15 protein-coding genes are annotated in these 17,703 nt (G+C 68.6%); 5 read left to right on the forward strand and 10 right to left on the reverse strand.

Annotated features, from left to right (window positions below):
- Both paoC and AC07NX_RS12770 read left to right on the forward strand, forming a co-directional pair.
- The gene (gene paoC, locus AC07NX_RS12765; RefSeq protein WP_494642221.1) at positions 1-2,208 is read left to right on the forward strand and encodes an aldehyde oxidoreductase molybdenum-binding subunit PaoC; all 2,208 of its coding nucleotides are present in this window, start codon (positions 1-3) and stop codon (positions 2,206-2,208) included.
- Between the two features lie 303 nt (positions 2,209-2,511).
- Positions 2,512-3,381, forward strand: a complete 870-nt coding sequence (locus tag AC07NX_RS12770) for a hypothetical protein (protein WP_494642222.1) — start codon at positions 2,512-2,514, stop codon at positions 3,379-3,381.
- Positions 3,382-3,851: 470 nt separating this feature from the next.
- On the opposite strand, the gene AC07NX_RS12775 is transcribed toward AC07NX_RS12770, so the two are convergent.
- The 4 genes from AC07NX_RS12775 to AC07NX_RS12790 are packed head-to-tail and all read right to left on the reverse strand — an operon-like array spanning position 3,852 to position 6,125.
- The gene (locus AC07NX_RS12775; protein ID WP_494642224.1) at positions 3,852-4,286 is read right to left on the reverse strand and encodes a DUF1178 family protein; all 435 of its coding nucleotides are present in this window, start codon (positions 4,284-4,286) and stop codon (positions 3,852-3,854) included.
- A 15-nt stretch (positions 4,287-4,301) separates the two neighbouring features.
- A complete protein-coding gene (locus AC07NX_RS12780; RefSeq protein ID WP_494642225.1) occupies positions 4,302-5,138 on the reverse strand; it encodes a carbon-nitrogen hydrolase family protein in 837 nt (278 codons plus the stop codon).
- Positions 5,135-5,389: a glutaredoxin 3 gene (grxC, locus tag AC07NX_RS12785; protein WP_494642226.1), complete on the reverse strand. Its 255-nt coding sequence runs from the start codon at positions 5,387-5,389 to the stop codon at positions 5,135-5,137. Before grxC ends, AC07NX_RS12780 begins: the two co-directional genes overlap by 4 nt.
- 31 nt (positions 5,390-5,420) lie before the next feature.
- Positions 5,421-6,125 carry a ComFC family protein gene (locus AC07NX_RS12790; protein ID WP_494642278.1) on the reverse strand — a complete coding sequence of 235 codons (705 nt, stop codon included), beginning with the start codon at positions 6,123-6,125 and terminating at the stop codon, positions 5,421-5,423.
- 85 nt (positions 6,126-6,210) lie between these two features.
- Here AC07NX_RS12790 and AC07NX_RS12795 point away from each other — a divergent pair, with 85 nt between their 5' ends.
- Positions 6,211-7,125, forward strand: coding sequence for a methyltransferase domain-containing protein (locus AC07NX_RS12795; RefSeq protein WP_494642227.1), 915 nt, complete (start codon positions 6,211-6,213; stop codon positions 7,123-7,125).
- A 52-nt stretch (positions 7,126-7,177) separates the two neighbouring features.
- Here the strand turns inward: AC07NX_RS12795 and AC07NX_RS12800 are convergent, their stop codons facing one another.
- The 4 genes from AC07NX_RS12800 to AC07NX_RS12815 form a co-directional block, all read right to left on the reverse strand.
- The gene (locus tag AC07NX_RS12800; RefSeq protein ID WP_494642228.1) at positions 7,178-7,441 is read right to left on the reverse strand and encodes a Flp family type IVb pilin; all 264 of its coding nucleotides are present in this window, start codon (positions 7,439-7,441) and stop codon (positions 7,178-7,180) included.
- Positions 7,357-7,761 (reverse strand): (deoxy)nucleoside triphosphate pyrophosphohydrolase, encoded by a 405-nt coding sequence (locus AC07NX_RS12805; protein ID WP_494642229.1) that lies wholly within the window; start codon positions 7,759-7,761, stop codon positions 7,357-7,359. Before AC07NX_RS12805 ends, AC07NX_RS12800 begins: the two co-directional genes overlap by 85 nt.
- A 156-nt stretch (positions 7,762-7,917) precedes the next feature.
- Positions 7,918-9,558: a glycoside hydrolase family 43 protein gene (locus tag AC07NX_RS12810; RefSeq protein WP_494642230.1), complete on the reverse strand. Its 1,641-nt coding sequence runs from the start codon at positions 9,556-9,558 to the stop codon at positions 7,918-7,920.
- A 4-nt stretch (positions 9,559-9,562) separates the two neighbouring features.
- Positions 9,563-10,858: an MFS transporter gene (locus AC07NX_RS12815; RefSeq protein WP_494642232.1), complete on the reverse strand. Its 1,296-nt coding sequence runs from the start codon at positions 10,856-10,858 to the stop codon at positions 9,563-9,565.
- Between the two features lie 179 nt (positions 10,859-11,037).
- Here AC07NX_RS12815 and AC07NX_RS12820 point away from each other — a divergent pair, with 179 nt between their 5' ends.
- Complete coding sequence (locus AC07NX_RS12820) at positions 11,038-11,388, forward strand: PRC-barrel domain-containing protein (protein ID WP_494642234.1); 351 nt, start codon at positions 11,038-11,040, stop codon at positions 11,386-11,388.
- Positions 11,389-11,502: 114 nt separating this feature from the next.
- Here AC07NX_RS12820 and AC07NX_RS12825 read toward each other — a convergent pair whose 3' ends face one another.
- Positions 11,503-14,169, reverse strand: a complete 2,667-nt coding sequence (locus AC07NX_RS12825) for a P-loop NTPase fold protein (protein WP_494642235.1) — start codon at positions 14,167-14,169, stop codon at positions 11,503-11,505.
- 733 nt (positions 14,170-14,902) lie between these two features.
- On the opposite strand from AC07NX_RS12825, the gene AC07NX_RS12830 reads away from it, so the two are divergent.
- Positions 14,903-16,339 (forward strand): DEAD/DEAH box helicase, encoded by a 1,437-nt coding sequence (locus AC07NX_RS12830; protein ID WP_494642236.1) that lies wholly within the window; start codon positions 14,903-14,905, stop codon positions 16,337-16,339.
- Between the two features lie 301 nt (positions 16,340-16,640).
- Here the strand turns inward: AC07NX_RS12830 and AC07NX_RS12835 are convergent, their stop codons facing one another.
- Positions 16,641-17,627 carry an alpha/beta fold hydrolase gene (locus AC07NX_RS12835; protein ID WP_494642238.1) on the reverse strand — a complete coding sequence of 329 codons (987 nt, stop codon included), beginning with the start codon at positions 17,625-17,627 and terminating at the stop codon, positions 16,641-16,643.
- Positions 17,628-17,703: the final 76 nt, after the last annotated feature.

Consider the following 17,703-nt stretch of genomic DNA (forward strand, 5'->3'; position numbering starts at 1 on the left):
ATGAAGTTCGACACGCCCGCCACGACCAATCCGATCGACCGCCTGAAGGTGATCGGCCAGCCGCACGACCGCATCGACGGCAAGCTCAAGACCACCGGCAAGGCGCCCTACGCCTACGAGCGCCACGACGTCGCGCCCAACGCCGCCTACGGCTACATCCTGGGCGCGGCGATCGCCAAGGGCCGGATCGACCGGATCGACGCCTCGGCCGCCCGCCGCGCCCCCGGCGTCCTGGCCGTGGTCACCTACGAGAACGCCGGCAAGCTGGGCAAGGCCAAGGCGATCACCGCCCGGCTGCTGGCCGGCCCCGAGGTGCAGCATTTCGACCAGGCCGTCGCCGTGGTGGTGGCCGAGACCTTCGAACAGGCCCGCTCGGCCTCGAAACTGATCCGGGTCGACTACACCAAGGCCAAGGGCCGCTACGACCTGGCCGCCGCCAAGGCCTCGGCGGTCAAGCCCAAGGACGACTTCTCCCCGACCGACACCGCCACCGGCGACTTCGCCAAGGGGTTCGCCAGGGCGCCGGTCAGGCTGGACCAGACCTACACCACGCCCGACCAGTGCCACGCGATGATGGAGCCGCACGCCACCATCGCCGCCTGGACCGGCGACCAGCTGACCCTGTGGACCTCCAACCAGATGATCAACTGGGCGGTCCGCGACATGAGCGAGACCCTGCTGATCCCCAAGGACAACATCCACGTGATGTCGCCCTATATCGGCGGCGGATTCGGCGGGAAGCTGTGGGTGCGCAGCGACGCGGTGATGGCCGCCCTCGGCTCGCGGGCGATCGGCGGGCGACCGGTCAAGGTGGCCCTGGCCCGGCCGCAGGTGTTCAACAACACCACCCACCGCCCCGCGACCATCCAGCGGATCCGCATCGGCGCCGACCGCGACGGCAGGATCCTGGCCATCGGCCACGAGAGCTGGTCCGGCGACCTGCCCGGCGGCGGACCGGAGACGGCGGCCAACCAGACCCGGCTGCTCTATGCCGGCAAGGACCGGATGACCGCCCACCGCCTGGCGGTGCTGGACCTGCCCGAGGGCAACGCCATGCGCGCGCCCGGCGAGGCGCCCGGCATGCTGGCCCTCGAGGTCGCCATGGACGAGCTGGCCGAGCGGCTGAAGCTGGACCCCGTCGAGCTGCGCATCCGCAACGACGTGCAGTTCGACCCCGAGGCCGGGCCCGAGCGCCCCTTTTCGCACCGCGACCTGGTCGGCTGCCTGAGGATCGGCGCCGAGCGCTTCGGCTGGGACCGGCGCGATCCGACGCCCGGCCAGGTCCGTGACGGCCGCTGGCTGGTCGGGATGGGCGTGGCCGCGGCCTTCCGCAACAACCTGACCATGAAGTCCGGCGCCCGGGTCGGGGTCGACGGCAAGGGCGTGGTGACGGTGGCCACCGACATGACCGACATCGGCACCGGCAGCTACACGATCATCGCCCAGACGGCGGCGGAGATGATGGGCGTGCCGCTCGCCAAGGTCGTGGTGTTGCTGGGCGACTCCCGGTTCCCGGTCTCGGCCGGCTCGGGCGGCCAGTGGGGCGGAAACAGCTCGACCTCCGGGGTCTACGCCGCCTGCGCCAAGCTGCGCGAGGCGGTGGCGCTGAAGGCGGGCCTGGATCCGGCGACGGCGGTGTTCGAGAACGGCAAGGTCAAGGCCGGGCGCAAGAGCCTGTCCCTGGCCCGCATCGCCGGTCCGGCCGGCCTGTCGGCGGAGGACAGCATCGAGTTCGGCGACCTGGGCGAGCAGTACGTCCAGTCGACCTTCGGCGCCCACTTCGCCGAGGTGGGCGTGGACGCCGACACCGGCGAGATCCGCGTGCGGCGGATGAGCGGCGCCTTCGCGGCCGGCCGTATCCTCAATCCCAAGTCGGCCCGCAGCCAGGTGATCGGGGCCATGACCATGGGCGTCGGCGCGGCGCTGATGGAGGAGGCCGTGGTCGATCCGGGCTTCGGCTATTTCGTCAACCACGACATGGCCGAGTACCAGGTGCCGGTCCATGCCGACATCCCGCACCAGGACGTGTTCTTCCTCGACGAGGTCGACGACAAGTCCTCGCCGATGAAGGCCAAGGGCGTGGGCGAGCTGGGCATCTGCGGCGTCGGCGCGGCCGTGGCCAACGCCGTCTACAACGCCTGCGGCGTGCGGATCCGCGACTATCCGCTGACCCTGGACAAGGTGCTGAGGGGGATGGCGACGGCTTAGGGATGGCGCTCGCTTCCCCTCGCGGTCGTCAGCAACCGTGCGACAGGCTCCGATCGTTGCTGGCATTGGCTTGAAAGCGGACGGATGAGGTTGCCCGAAAAGGGTGGTTTTGGCCCTTCACCAATGCGCAACGCGACCGGACCATGGTCGCGTTCTGACCCCGTTGAAATGGTCCGCTCCATGAACGCCCGCCCACCTAGGCCTTTCGAATGGATTCCGGGGCGGGGTTCTGACCCCGTCGCCCTGGCTCGCCTGCGGGAGGCTATTCCTCGTCCTGCCCTTCCAATGGGTGAGGCCTGGTTCATGGGCGAAAAGCGCCGCATGTTCGATGAACTGTTTGGCGATCTAGACACCTTGCCCGTGGCTGAACTTCGTCATGTTCTGGAAGAGATTGCGAGCGGCTCCGTCAGTTTCGGATCGCTGGATGAATGGCGCGACTGGTTTCTGTATCTTTTGCCGCGCCTAGTCCCTCGCATCCATCAACGAGACTACGTGTCCTTACTTGAAGTCACGATCACGGCGCTCTTCACCCAATATCCCGCAGGCCTTGAAGAGGGTCCCTATGCAGGCTTTCGAGAAGACGTTCTGAACACGCTCGGCCAATGCCAGATGGACGCCGCGTGCTGGCCCAATGGCGAGCTTGACGTCGAGGTTTGCCTGGATCGCTACTTTATTCCCCGTTTGGGGCTTTGGTGCTGGAGCGACGCCAATGGTCCGCTGTCGGCCTCGATGTTCCTCTGCCTCAAATATCTTCGCGCGGATGAGGTGGTGCCTTGGTTACGATCGGTCCTGGCCATCGCCGAACCACGCTGGCGCGCACAGGTCATGAGTTGGCTGCTGGGCGCTCACCCCGTGCTGACCGGAACCGTGCGGCAACCTTCCAAATTCGACCAGTCCGACTACCCCCGCATCGATTGGGACTGGTCCCATTGCCTATCCGGTGACTACCACGATGGTGAAACGGGAGAATGCCGTCGGCTGGACTTCATTCCAGAGGCCAATCGCCAAGCGGCGCTGTTTGGCGTGAAGGAGCATTTTGACGAAGCCACGTTCCTGGACTGGCTGGCGTCGTTCGAGACCATCCCAAGCGTGGAAGCTGAACTCGCCGCTACGCCTTTCTGGTTCTTTGAGCTGTATGGCCGTCACAATCCAAGCCCGATCCAGGGCTCGTAATACGATGTCGCCGGGCTCATTCGGTCGGAAGCTGGTGCACCTGCGGCGTAAGCAAGCTGACTTTCAGCAGATAGAGTCACTCACCATAAAGCTTCCGATGAAGGTCCGGATACCGTTCACCTATGTGATAGGTAACCGCGCCAAGCATCTTACTTCTGATGGCCCCGACGCCGTACCTTTAAGCTCTCCACTCTTCCTCCGGAATCCGCCCCTGGAGCTGAACGAGCGAGGTGTTCAGCTACTCGGCAATTTTCTGCATAAGGCTGAGGACTTCAGCGGCAACTTCGTGATCTGAGAACATTGGTTCGGGCCTCGCGCCTATCCAAGAGCCATCGGCATAGACGCAGCAGCGTCGAGCTGAATCAGAATGCATGGACTTCCGAGCAAGGTCGCGCGCAGAGCTCGGAACCTGCTTTCGAAACGCGACATGGTCGGGGCCGAAACCCTGGCCGGTAGCCGCGCCGCCGTCCTCAGTTCACCTCGGTCTTCTTCGGCGCGGCCGGCGGCAGCGGGGCGATCCTGACGCCGTCCTTGATCAGCGCCTTGACCTCCTTGGGCGAAGCCTCGCCGTAGATGCCGCGCTCCTCGGACTTGCCGTCGTGGATGTCGCGCGCCTCCTTGGCGAAGCGGTCGCCGACATAGTCGAAGTTCTCCTCGACCTGGCGGCGGACCTCGCCCATGGCGGTCATCATCATCTCGCGCATGGCGGCGGTGGGCTCGGGCGCGGCCTTCTGGGCCTTGGTCCCGGCGACGGCGGGGGCCATGATCTGCTTGCGCACCGCCTTGGAGCCGCACAGCGGGCATTCCAGCAGCCCGCGCGCGGCCTGGTCGTCATAGTCTGACGACGAGCCGAACCAGCCTTCGAAGGCGTGGTCATGGTCGCAGCTGAGCGCGTACTTGATCATCTTCGGTATATGGGGTCACGGACCCGCGAATTCACGGGCGTTCTTGAGGGCCGGGATCGCCGCGCGGGCCTTGTCGACGGCCGCGAGGTCGAGGTCGGCGATCAACACGCCCGGTTCGTCATGGTCAAGCTTTCCGATCACCTCGCCCCATGGTCCGATGGCGATCGAGCGGCCCCAGGTGCCGCGGCCGTCCTCGTGGAAGCCGCCCTGGGCCGCGGCGATCACGAACGAGCCGGTCTCGATGGCCCGGGCCCGCAGCAGGATGTCCCAGTGCGCCTCGCCGGTGGGCCGGGTGAAGGCGGCGGGGACGGTCAGGACCTGGGCCCCGCCCAGCGCCAGGGCGCGGTGCAGGGCCGGGAAGCGCATGTCGTAGCAGATGGTCAGGCCGAAGGTTCCCAGGGGGGTCTCGACCACGGCCGCGCGGTCCCCGGGCTCATAGGTCGCCGATTCCCGCGCCGTCTCGCCGGTTGGCAGGTCGACGTCGAACATGTGCAGCTTGTCGTAGGTCGCCACGATCGCGCCGGCCGGGTCGATCACCGCCTGCCGGTTCGCGGCCTTGCCGTCCTCGCGCCGGACCAGGGCCGAGCCGACGTCGATCCAGACGGAAAGTTCGCGCGCCAGGTCGCGCAGACCGCGCACCACCGGATCGTCCTCCAGCGAGACCAGGGTCGGCAGGAGCTTGGCGCGATCCTTCTGCAGCACGTTGACGCCCTCGGGCGTCAGGATGAACTGGGCTCCCTGCTCCGCCGCCTGGCGCACCAGCGGCGCGACATGCGCCAGAGCCGCGGCGTGAGTGGCGGGGGTGCGGGTCTGGACCAGGCCGACTCGGAGAGGCGCTTGGGGACTCGTCATGCGGCCAGCAGCGGGTCCAGCTTGCCCTCGCGCTCGAGCGCCATCATGTCGTCGCAGCCGCCGATGTGCTGGTCGCCGATGAAGATCTGCGGGAAGGTGGCGCGGCCCGAGCGGTCCATCATCTCCTTGCGCAGCGCCGGGTCCATGCCCGCCTCGATCTCCGTGAAATCGGCGCCCTTGTCGTTGAGCAGCTTCAGGGCCCGGGCGCAGTAGCCGCAGAACGGGCGGGTGTAGATGGTGACCTTGGCCATGGGAAATCCGTAACAGAGATCGTGCCCGTCCTCATATAGGACGTGCTTGCATTTCTGTAACGCGTGCGACGACGGCAAGCATCACCTGCGTCGCGCCGGCCGCCAGCAGGGCCCGGGCGCAGCCCTCGGCGGTGGCCCCGGTGGTCAGGACGTCATCGACCAGCAGCACCTTGCGGCCGATCACCCGATGGCGGCGCGGTTCGGGCACGGCGAAGGCGGCCGCGACGTTGCGGCGGCGGCCGTCCGCCGACTTGCCGCCCTGACTGTCGGTGTCGCGTTTGCGGACCAGGGTGTCGGGCAGATAGGTCCGTCCGACCATGGCGCACAGGGGCCGGGCGATCTCTGCGGCCTGGTTGTAGCGCCGCTTGCGCAGGCGCGAACGGTGCATCGGCACGGGGACCACGGCGTCGGCCTCCTCCAGCAGGTCGACGGCGCAACGCGACAGCCAGCGGGCGAACAGGCCCGACAGGTCGGTGCGGTCGGCGTGCTTGAGCTTGAGGATCAGGTCGCGCGAGTGCTCGTCATAGAGGCAGGCGGCCCGCGCACGGGCGAAGGCGCGGGGCTTGGCCTGACACAAGGCGCAGCGAACCTCGCCGGCGTCGTAGGCGAACGGCGCGCCGCAGCCGTCGCAGACCGGGCCGTCCAGGAAGGTGATGCGGCTCCAGGCGTCGGCGGATAGGCCCGAGCTCAGGGCGGCCCCGCCGTCGAAGGCGCGCGGCGGCAGGATCAAGTCCAACAGCCCCTGGGCGAACGCCGTGACGCGCGCCGGCGGTTTCGCAAAAGGTTTCCATGGCGCGCCGGAAGGCCCATCTTGCGCGGACATGACCGTCGCTCCCCTGCTCTTCGACCGCGCCCTGCTGCGCGCCCGCCTCGACCGCGCCGCCCCTGGCTTCGACGCCGCCGGCTTCCTGAAGGCCCGCGCCGCCGAGGACGCCGTGCTGCGCCTGGAGGCGATCCTGCGGGAGTTTCCCGTGGCCGTCGATCTCGGAAGCCGAAACGGCGCTTTCTCGCGGGCCCTGGCCAACAGCGACGCCCGCGCCAAGATCGGCCTGCTGGTCGAGACCGACCTGTCGGCGCGAATGCTGGCGGGCCGGGCGGGGACGCGGATCGTCGCCGACGAGGAACGCCTGCCGTTCGGCGACGCGACCATCGACCTTCTCGTCTCGACCCTGTCCCTTCACTGGACCAACGACCTGGTCGGGGCCCTGATCCAGGTCCGCCGCGCCCTCAAGCCCGACGGCCTGTTCGTCGGCGCCCTGTTCGGCGGGGCCACCCTGACCGAACTGCGCCAGGCCCTTCTGGCCGCCGAGGACGAGATTACCGGCGGCGCCTTCCCGCGCGTCTCGCCGTTCGCCGACACGGTCGACGCCGCCGGCCTGCTGCAACGCGCCGGCTTCGCCCTGCCCGTGGCCGACAAGGACCGGGTCAAGGTGCGCTACGCTCATCCGATCGCCCTGCTCAAGGACCTGCGGGCCATGGGCGAGACCAGCGTGCTGATCGACCGCTCGCGCAAGCCGCTGGGTCGCCAGGTGCTGCTGCGGGCCATGGAGATCTACCAGCAGCGGTTCGCCGAACCCGACGGCCGCGTGCCGGCCACGTTCGAGATCATCACGGTGACGGGCTGGGCGCCGCACGAGCGCCAGCAAAAGCCGTTGCGCCCCGGCTCGGCCAAGATGCGGCTGGCGGACGCGCTGGGTTCCGTGGAGCAATCGGCCGGCGACAAGGCCGGAGGTTAGGGCCTGGCGCCACCCGCCAGCGCGGTGCGGCATAAGGTCCCGGGGCCGCCCGTCAGCCTGCGGCGATGGCCGCCTGGATCGTGGTGTTGACCTTGGTGAAGCTGGCCTTCATCGACTCGCCGACCAGACCCAGGGCGCCCATCAGCACCACGGTGATCAGCGCGACAATCACGCCGACCTCGACGGCCGTGGCGCCGCGCTGGTCGTTCCGGAACCTCGACCAGAACCGGATCAGAGCAGATCGCGCAGCCAGGCGATCAACGGCAGGTCGGCCGGCGGCATCGGATAGTCCGCCAACTGGTCCGGCTTCACCCATTTCAGCGCCTCGTGCTCCTTGGCGGTCACCAGTCCCTCCCAGCGCCGCAGCAGGTAGAGTGGCATGAGTAGGTGAAAGGACTCGTAACCGTGGGACGCAAAAACGAACGGGGCCAGGCAGGCCTGGGCGACCTTGATGTCCAGCTCCTCGTGAAGCTCGCGGATCAGGCACTGTTCGGGCGTCTCGCCGGGCTCGACCTTGCCGCCGGGAAACTCCCACAGACCGGCCAGCTGCTTGCCCCGCGGCCGTTGGCAGATCAGCACGCGGCCGTCGACATCGATCAGGGCGGCGGCGGCGACGAGGATGGTGGGCTTGGTCATGGGCGCGTTAGTCCGACGCGTCGCGCGACTTGGCAACATCTCTCTGCGCCGTAAGCCCCCTCCGGCCCTTCGGGCCGCCTCCCCCAGAGGGGGTGGATCTACGCCGTGCGGATGCTCCCGCTCTGGGGGAGCTGTCGCGAAGCGACTGAGGGGGTTTCACCCCACGCTCGCCTGATACCCCCGCTCCACATAGCCGAACCCGTCGAAATCCGCCGCCAGGCCCGCGCCCGACAGGTCCTGGCAGGCCATGCCGACGAAGGCGCCGGTGAAGTTGGGGGCGCCGGGCGCCGTGGCTTCGTCCGACAGGATCGAGGCGTCGAACACCTGGGGCAGCCAGGTCCAGGCCTGGCCGTCCAGGCTGAAGGCGAAGCGCAGGCGCTCGAAATCAACCTCGACCCGCAGGTGGACCAGCCCCCCGTCGGGCAGCGGGATCGGGGCGGTGAAGGCGTCGGCCTGGGGGCTGTCGGGCAGGGCCGACATCACCTGGATGTGGCGGCCGTGCTCGTCGTCGCGCGACACGAACAGGTAGTGGAACTTGCTGGCCCCGTAGTAGCAGGCCAGCCCCGCGGCCTGTTGGAAGTGCTGGGGCGCGAAGTCCAGCACCGTGCGGGCGGAATAGCAGAACGCCTGCTGGCGGCGGGCGACCAGGGCCTGGCGGTAATGGCTGCCGATCGTCTCGCGGCCGTACAGGCGCAGCCAGCCCGGACGGGCCGCGAGGCTGAACAGCTCGTCGGGAAACGGCGAGCGCAGCCACTGGAAGTCGATCGGCAGGTCGGGCGCGTCGAAGTCCTCCCAGTCGGACGCGGCGGGCCAGGGCGCGAGCGGCAGGCCTGGCGACGGCGGGGCCAGCTCGGGATCGCCGGAGCCGTCGCGGGTGCGCAGCCAGCCGTCGTCGCCCCAGGTCATCGGCTGGATCGCCGTCTCGCGGCCCAGCACGCAGCGGCCGCGATTGGGCAAGGGCCGACCGCACAGATAGGCCATCCAGGTCCGGCCGTCGGGCGTCTCGACCAGATCCGCGTGGCCCGCCCGCTGCAGCGGCGCGTGCGGCCGGTCGCGGGCGGTCAGCACCGGACCGTCGGGGTGGAGCTCGTAGGGGCCTTCCAGAGTCCGCGACCGGGCCATGGTCACCGCGTGGCCGAACCCCGTGCCGCCCTCGGCGGTGACCAGGTGGTACCAGCCGTCCCGCCTGTAGAGGTGCGGCGCCTCGGTCAGGCCCAGCGACGTGCCGGGGAAGATGGTCTTGCGCCGCCCGATCAGCGCCTGGGCGACCGGGTCATATTCCTGGGCGACGATGCCGGCGAAGCGGTTTCGGCCCGGCCGGTGATCCCACAGCTGGTTCAGCAGCCACTTGCGACCGTCGTCGTCATGGAACAGCGAGGGGTCGAAGCCGCTGCTGTTGAGAAACACCGGGTCCGACCAGGGTCCCTCGATGTCGTCGGCGGTGACCAGGTAGTTGTGAAAGTCGCGCAGGGACGCGCCCGAGGCCCCGCCGACGGTGGTACGACCATAGCGCTTGACGTCGGTGTAGATCAGCCAGAACCGGCCGTCGGCGTGCGTCAGGCACGGGGCCCAGACCCCGCAGCCGTCGGGCGCGCCCAGCATGTTCAGCTGGCTGGGCCGGGTCAGGGGCCGGGTCAGCAGCCGCCAGTTGGCCAGGTCGCGCGAATGGTGGATCTGCACGCCCGGGAACCACTCGAACGTCGAGGTGGCGATGTAGTAGTCCTCGCCGACGCGGACGATCGACGGGTCGGGATTGAAGCCCCGCAGGATCGGGTTCGGGATCGTGTCTTGCGGCATGGCTCTACGGGGCGGGAACGGTGACGGGCCTGGCGGTCGGCGGCCCAAGAGAGGTGATGGCGGGGTCGCGGACCAGGGCCCACAGCAGGGCGGCCCCCGCCAGGTCCAGCACGCCCAGGGCGATGAAGAACGGATCATAGCCGACGGTGGCCACCAGGCCGCCGATCAGCAGCGAGAAGACCAGCACGCCCAGATTGGCGAAGAACCCGGCCATGCCGGCCACGGTCGCCACCTCGTTCCTGCGGAACAGGTCCGACGACATGGTGATCACCGTCACCGACAGGGTCTGGTGGGCGAAACCGCCCAGGCACAGCAGGGCGATGGCCGCATAGGGGCTCTCGACCCGGCCGACGAACATCATGCCGGTCATCAGCACCGCCCCCAGGGTGAAGGCCCCGCGCCGGGCGTTGACCAGGCTGACCCCGCGCCTTTGCAGGAACAGCACCACCGCCGGCCCGAACAGGCAGCCGACGTCGGCGGCCACGAACGGCAGCCAGGCGAACAGCGCGATCTGCTTCAGGTCGAAATGGCGGACCGTGGTCAGGTACAGCGGGATCCAGAACGACAGCGTGCCCCAGGTGGGGTCGGCCAGGAACCTGGGCAGGGCGATGCCCCAGAAGTTGCGGCGGCCCAGCAGGCTCAGCATCGAGGGCCGGGTCCCGGCGTCCTCCAGGTGGGCCTCCTGGCCGGCGGCGATCAGGTCGCGCTCGGCGTCGGACAGTCCCTTGTGCTTGTCGGGGGACTCGTAGGTGAAGAGCCACAGCACCACCCAGGCCAGGCCCAGCGCCCCGGCCACCACGAAGGCCGCCCGCCAGTTCCAGACCAGGATCGACCAGGCCACCAGCGGCGGCGCCAGCACCGAGCCCATCGAGGCGCCGATGTTGTAGACCCCGCCGGCCAGGCCGCGCTCGCGGGCCGGGAACCAGATCGACACCGCCTTCATCCCGGCCGGGTGGGCGCAGCCCTCGGCCGCGCCCAGCGCCCCGCGCAGGCCCAGCAGCGCCTGCCAGTTGCCGGCCAGGCCGTGGGCCATGGTGATCAGCGACCAGGCGGTGGCGAACAGGGCGAAGCCCAGCTTCAGGCCTATGGAGTCCAGCACGTAGCCGCACAGGGGCTGCAGCATGACCCCCAGCTGGAAGGCGCCGGTGATCCAGGAATATTCCTTCGGGCCGATATGCAGGTCGGCCAGCACGGTCGGCGCCGCGACGCCCAGGGTGCTGCGCGTCAGGTAGTTGAGCACCGCGCCCAGCATCACCAGGCCGATCATCCACCAGCGCAGGGCCCGGATCTTGCTGTTCATGCGCCTCTCCCCAGGCCTGCCTGTCCTGACGCCTTCACCGCGACGGTAGCGGTAACGGGCATAGATCGGCCTTCCCTCGTCCGCAAGGCGAGCGGCCTGGCAATACCGACCAAGGTCTAACCAGGGATCGATCCGCGCCGTGGCCGCGTTTGTCTTCGACAACCCAAGGGAGACCCCCGATGAGCCTCGACGATCGCCTGGTGAAGAGCGCCGCCCTGATCGGGGTGAAGGTCAAGGACGCCGGCGGCCACAAGCTGGGCGTGGTCCGCGAACTGTTCATCGACCGCGACGCCGGCATCGCCCGCTACGTGGCCGTCGAGCCGGCGGGCCTGTTCGCGGCGGGCGGCAAGTTCCGCCCCCTGCCCTGGCGCCTGTTGACCTGGGACGACAAGGACGAGGCCTATGTCGCCGACCTGACCAGGGATCGCTTCAAGGAGGTTCCCGCCTACGACCGCGACCAGCTCAACAGCGCCACCTACGGCTGGGCCAGCCAGGTGGAGCGGTTTTTCGAGGCCGGCGACACGGTCTAGAGCCTGTTCATCGGGATCAGATGGAATCATCTGATCCCGATGAACAGGCTCTAGATTCAAACATTTGGAGCGCGTTTAGCGGGCGAAACCGCTCACACTTTCGCCCAACGCGCTCTAGCGATAGCGATTGAACGAGTAGCGGCGAACGAGGCGCGCAACGGCGAGGAGGTCGTCGGCGGTGAGCGGCGGCTTTCGGATCTTGACCATGGCCTCGCAGGCTTCAATCAGGGTTTCGATCGCTGGCCTCACGACCGCCTGCTCAAGCCCCTGCGGGGTTCGTTCCTGGTCCCAGCACGCCATGAGTAGATCGACCACGTGCGCGTTCTGCCCGCCGTCGAGAAGGTCATAGAACCACTCGGCGACCTGGAAGGTTTGCCCCGTCTCCACCGCCGCCATCAACGCGATCAGCGGATACTCCGGCAGCCGTCCCTTTTTTCCGCCCAGCACGGCCTCTCCGTCCTCCTGGCCGCGTCTGGCGCGGGCGATGCGGTAGACGTTGACCAGACGCTTGACCCCGCGCGGCGCCGTGGCGGCCAGGGCGGCGATCTGCGGCGAGCCCAGGAAGGCGATCTCGTCGTTCGTCAGCTGCAGCTTGCGCCGCGCCTCGACCAGCTTGACCTCGCGCTGGCTCAACAGGGAGCCCCGGACATCGCCGGCCCCGCCGGTCGCGCCCTTGAGCGGCTCGGCGCCGCCGCCCCCCTGGGAGCCCGGCGCGCCGCCGAAGACAGGAGTCTCGAACACCGGACTTTGCTCGGCCAGCTTGCGGGCCTGCTCAGCGGTCGCCGCCTTCGCCCGCGCCGTTTCGGCCGAGTCGCCGGCCAGCATCTCGATGAAAGGCCGAAAGGTGCCCTCGTCGCCGCTGCTGAGCGGCCGCAGCCAGAACGGGATCTGGAAGATCTTTTCCAGATAATGCATGGCGCGCTCGTTGCGCTGCTGCTCGCTGGCCGCGTCGACCTGGGCGTCGCCGGTCTCGAACTGCTTGGCCAGAGCCGCCTGAACCCATTTGACGTCGACGCCCACCACCACCACGAACAGGTCGAAGGCCAGCAGCAGGTGGATGGCCTGCAGCACCTCATAGACCTTGTCTTCGCGGCAGCGATCCAGGTCGTCGATATAGATGATGATCCGCTCGGGCGTCTCCCAGTCGGCGCCCTTCCGGTCGGCGTAGCCCTCCTCCCGGCGAGCGTCGCGCACCTCCCTGGCGATGGTGTCGACCGCCTGGAACAGCCGCCGGGTCCGCCCAATCAGCCCGATGTCCTTCTCCAGCGCCTTGGTGTCAGGATCGTCTTCGAGGATGTAGCGCAGCAGCCTGGGCGGATTGGCCTTGCCGGTCGGATCGACATAGCGGGCCATGGCCTTGGCCGAGGCCCGCTCGGCCTCCTCAAGCGCCTCGGCCTCGGCCAGGGCGCTCTGCAGCTTGGCCTCCTGGGCCAGCAGAAGGCCGACGGCGCCCTGGTCGGCCTTATCGACCTCCGCGGCGATGCCCGCGCCCCGCTCGGCCACGCCGTTGACCAGTTGGAGCACCGGAGCCACGGTCCGAGCCAAGGCGCCCGTCGCGGCCAACAGTCCCACCAAGGTGGTCCATTTCTCGGGCGCCTTCACGCCCTGCCACGGGCCGAACAAGATCGCCCAGCCGACGGCCGCGCAGCCCAGCAGCGCCAGCAGGAAGGCCCCCGCCAGCACCGCTCGCAGCGGCGTTTTGAGCAGCACGCGCCGTATCGCCTTCAGTTTGCCGAAGGTCGAGGCCAGGTCCTTGACCAGGCCGACGACGATCTGCGCTCCCTGCCCGGCCTTGTCGGGCGCCTTGTCGCCCATCGGATCCGTGGCGGCGCCAGGCGCGCTTCCGGCGCGTTCCCGCATCAGGCCCAAGGTCGCCATCAAGCCTTTCTGGTCGGCCAGGACCTGGGACAGCACGTCCAGGGTCGCCTGGCCCAGCGCCTTGCCCGACGCCTTGCGCGCGTCCTCCGCCGCTGTGTCGCGGGCCTTCTGCGCCTCCAGCACCGCCTTGCCGTTCTTGGCCATCGCCTTGCGATTGGCCGACAGGGTGTCGGAGAGGGCGTGGACGTGCTGATTGACCCGCTGGACCAACTGGGCGTGCCGCGCCTGGCCCGAACGGTCATAGCCGCCGGCCCGCAGTTGGTCGAAGAACTCGGCGGTCAGGCTGGCCCACAGGTTGGCGTCGGCGAAATGCCAGGCGTTGAAGCGGATCTGCACGATTGGGTGCACGAAACGCGCGACGTTGGCCTCGTCGACCAGAGGCGGAGCTTGTCCTGCCTCCCGCCCAGGCATGTCGCGCACCGCCTGCTCTAGTTTGGCCATGAAGGTCGACTTGCCCGAGCCCCAGTCGCCGAAGATCGCCACGGCCAGTGGCGTGACACGGTCCAGGCAGACCAATTGCGCCAGGGCCTCGACGTCCCGCTCGGTGTCGAGCACGTCGTTGTCGTCAGCGATGGGCGTATCGCCGTTGAACGGCGAGACGGCGTCGTCGAGCGGCGGCTGAGAAGCTTCACCCTCTTGCGCCTTGTTCGAATCGACCAGACCGTCTGGAGCCGTGGCGCCCCCAAGGTCGAGTTCCCGCAACCAGATCGTTTCGGTCTCGCCCGCCTCGGGAACGGTCATGATGCGCGTCACGAGCGTGCGCTTCAGCGTCGTCACGTCTTCGGCGCTCAGGGCTAGGCTAAACTCGGAGAGCAGCACTTTCTGCAGCGCCCCCTTAGCGATCATCGTCGCGAGTAGATGCCGCCCGTCGTAGTGTTCACGCTTGACGGTGATGATCGCCAAGGCCCGCGCCGAGGTCTCCAACGCGGCGACGGATCTTGAGAGAACAACGCCTGCGCCACCGGCGAACGCATCGAACGCGGCCTCTGACGGAGTGCGCGCCCGTAGCGCCTGCTGAATACGCTCCAGCCCGACACGCGCGCCAAGCCATTCGGCGAGCCAGGTTGTCGTGTTGTTTGAGAGTGGGGCGCCGCCGAATTCGATCCCCGCCGACAGGAATCCCAGCACTAGCGCTCGCATGTCGAAAACCAACTCTCGAGCGGAAGGATCGACGACGACGTATTCCGCGCCTTGCCGAACGAGGTTGGTGATCGCGCGCGAGCGGCTGGCGTGCTTGAAGGCCGACAGAACGCCGGACGCGATTGTTTCCCAATTCACGAACCTCGAAGACGGAGTTGATGGCCCTTGATCCATGAGCCGTTCTCTCCAAAGCCCCTCCAAACTCAAGCATCGGTTGCTTCAAGCAAGAGCGCAACCACTAGAAGCCTCGCCAGATCCTTGCCGTTCTTGGCCCCCCTTGACTTCGCACCTGCAATAAACGACATAGGCCTCACGCCATCTGGCGTTATCGGCGCTCCAGCCGCGTGAGGGACCCTTCGGGTCCAGCCTGTCGAGCGCACCGAAAGTTTCTCATCAGACCGCCCGTGTCACGCGGGGCGCTCCCCACCGACCCGCCGCCAGGCGAGCCGTGCGAGGATCGCATGCGCCGTCTCGTGGCTGCACGAAAGCATCCGACTTGACTCAATTTTCCGACCTCGGCCTCGCCAAACCGCTTCTGAAGGCGCTGGCCGACAAGGGCTACACCCAGCCCACCCCGATCCAGGCGCAAGCCATCCCGACCGTGCTGTCGGGCCGCGACCTGCTGGGCATCGCCCAGACCGGCACCGGCAAGACCGCCGCCTTCGCCCTGCCGATCCTGCATCGCCTGGCCGAGGACCGCCGACCGGCCCCGCGCCGCGGCTTCCGCTGCCTGGTCCTCTCCCCGACCCGCGAGCTGGCGACCCAGATCGCCGACAACTTCAAGGCCTACGGTGCCCACCTGGGCCTGACCGTCGCCACCATCTTCGGCGGCGTGAAGTACGGCCCGCAGATGAAGGCCCTGGCGGCCGGCGTCGACGTGGTCGTGGCCACCCCGGGCCGCCTGATGGACCACCTGGGCGAAAAGTCGGCCCACCTGAACGGCGTTGAGATCTTCGTGCTCGACGAGGCCGACCAGATGCTGGACCTGGGCTTCGTGGTGCCGATCCGCAAGATCGCCAGCCAGCTGCCCAAGGAACGCCAGAACCTGTTCTTCTCGGCCACCATGCCCAGCGAGATCGGCAAGCTGGCCGGCGAGCTGCTGAAGAACCCGGCCCAGGTGTCGATCACCCCGCAGGCCACCACGGTCGAGCGCATCGACCAGTCGCTGATCTTCATCGAGGCCCAGCGCAAGCGCCCCCTGCTGGCCGAACTGCTGGCCGACCGCAGCGTCGAGCGCGCCATCGTCTTCACCCGCACCAAGCGCGGCGCCGACCGCGTGGCCAAGTATCTGGTCGCCAGCGGCATCGAGAGCGCCTCGATCCACGGCGACAAGACCCAGGGCCAGCGCGAGCGCGCCCTGGCGGCGTTCAAGGCCGGCCAGGTCAAGGCGCTGATCGCCACCGACATCGCCGCGCGCGGCATCGACGTCAACGACATCAGCCACGTGTTCAACTACGAGCTGCCCAACGTGCCGGAGGCCTATGTCCACCGGATCGGCCGCACCGCCCGCAAGGGCAAGGACGGCATCGCCATCAGCTTCTGCGCCGATGACGAGCGTCCGCTGCTGAAGGACATCCAGAAGGCCACCCGCCAGACCATCCCGACCTTCGATCGCCGCAACGACAAGGGCCTGGCGGCCGCCGCGGCCGTGGCCGACAAGCTGGCCCCGCCGGAGAAGTACGTCGATCCGCGGCGCGCCGACCCGCGCAACAACGTCCCCTCCGAACTGCGCCGCCAGCGCAACCGCCCGAACAAGGGCGGCGGCAACGGCCAGGGCAAGCCGGGCGGCCAGCAGGGTCGCGGCCGCAACGGCGGCGGCCAGGGCCAAGGTCAGGGCCAGCAAGCCCAGGGCCAGGCCCGCTCGGGCGGCGGCGACTTCCGCGGCCCCAAGCGCGCGGCCGCCCCGTCGGAACGCTGGAACCCGATCGACTGATCGGGCGGCCGGACGCCCCCTAAGCAAAACGCCCGCTCCGGTCTTCCGGGGCGGGCGTTTCTGATTCAGCGGAAGCGAAAATCTCGTCCTTCGACAGGCCGCACGAAACACCCCTCATCACGCGCTGCTTCGCAACCCCGCCGGAGACGGAAAAGGGCGCCTGAACCGTTGTCATCCCGGAAGCCTCGCAGAGGCTGTCCGGGACCCAGGGGCCGGCGCACTGCGGCGGTCCTGGGTCCCGGCCCTTCGCTTCGCTACAGCCGGGATGACAACGGTGGGGGCATGCTCAAGCCATTCGCCCCTACGCCTTGAAGAAGGCCAGCAGGTCCTTGTTGATCACCTCGGGGTGGGTGGTGGCCATGCCGTGCGGCAGGCCCGGATAGGTCTTCAGCACGCCCTTCTTCAGCAGCTTGATGCTCAGCAGGGCGCTGTCGGCGATCGGCACCAGCTGGTCGTCCTCGCCGTGCATCACCAGCACCGGCAGGTCGACGGCCTTGAGGTCGTCGGTGAAGTCGGTCTCCGAGAAGGCGGTGATGCAGTCGTAGTGGGCCTTGGCGCCGCCCATCATGCCCTGGCGCCACCAGTTCTCGACGGTGGCCGGCGAGACCTTCGCGCCCGGGCGGTTGTAGCCGTAGAACGGGCTGGCCGCGACGTCGTGGAAGAACTGGGCGCGGTTGGCGAGCAGGGCCGCGCGGAAGCCGTCGAACACCGCCTTGGGCAGGCCGCCGGGATTGGCCGCGGTCTGCAGCATGATCGGCGGCACCGCGCCCATCAGCACCACCTTGGCGACCCGGCCGGCGTCGGCCCGGGCGGCGTAGTGGATGGCCTCGCCGCCGCCGGTGGAGTGGCCGACGTGGATAGCGTTCTTCAGGTCCAGGTGGCGGGCCAGGGCGATGACGTCGGCGGCGTAGGTGTCCATCTCGTTGCCGGTGTCGGTCTGGGTCGACCGGCCGTGGCCGCGACGGTCATGGGCGATCACCCGATAGCCTTGGCCCAGGAAGAACAGCATCTGGGCGTCCCAGTCGTCGCTGCTGAGCGGCCAGCCGTGGTGGAAGACGATCGGCTGGGCGTTCCTGGGGCCCCAGTCCTTGTAGAAGATCCGGGCGCCGTCCTGGGCGGTGACAAAGCCGCTGCCCGGGTTGGACTTGGCGCCGGCCGACTTGCCGGCCGGCGTCTGGGCGGAGGCCGGGGCGGCTTGGATGGAAGCGGCGAAGACCGCGGCGGCGGCTACGCCGAGGCCGCCGGTCATCAGGTGACGGCGCGAGGCTTGGGGGGGCGACAGGCTCATCTCGGTGTCCCTCAGGATTGTTTCCGCGATATTCATTATCGCGATAATGTTATGCCTAGGGCGTCCGTGACGACGT

The sequence above is a fragment of the Caulobacter sp. GW821-FHT09A05 genome (genome assembly GCF_059418465.1).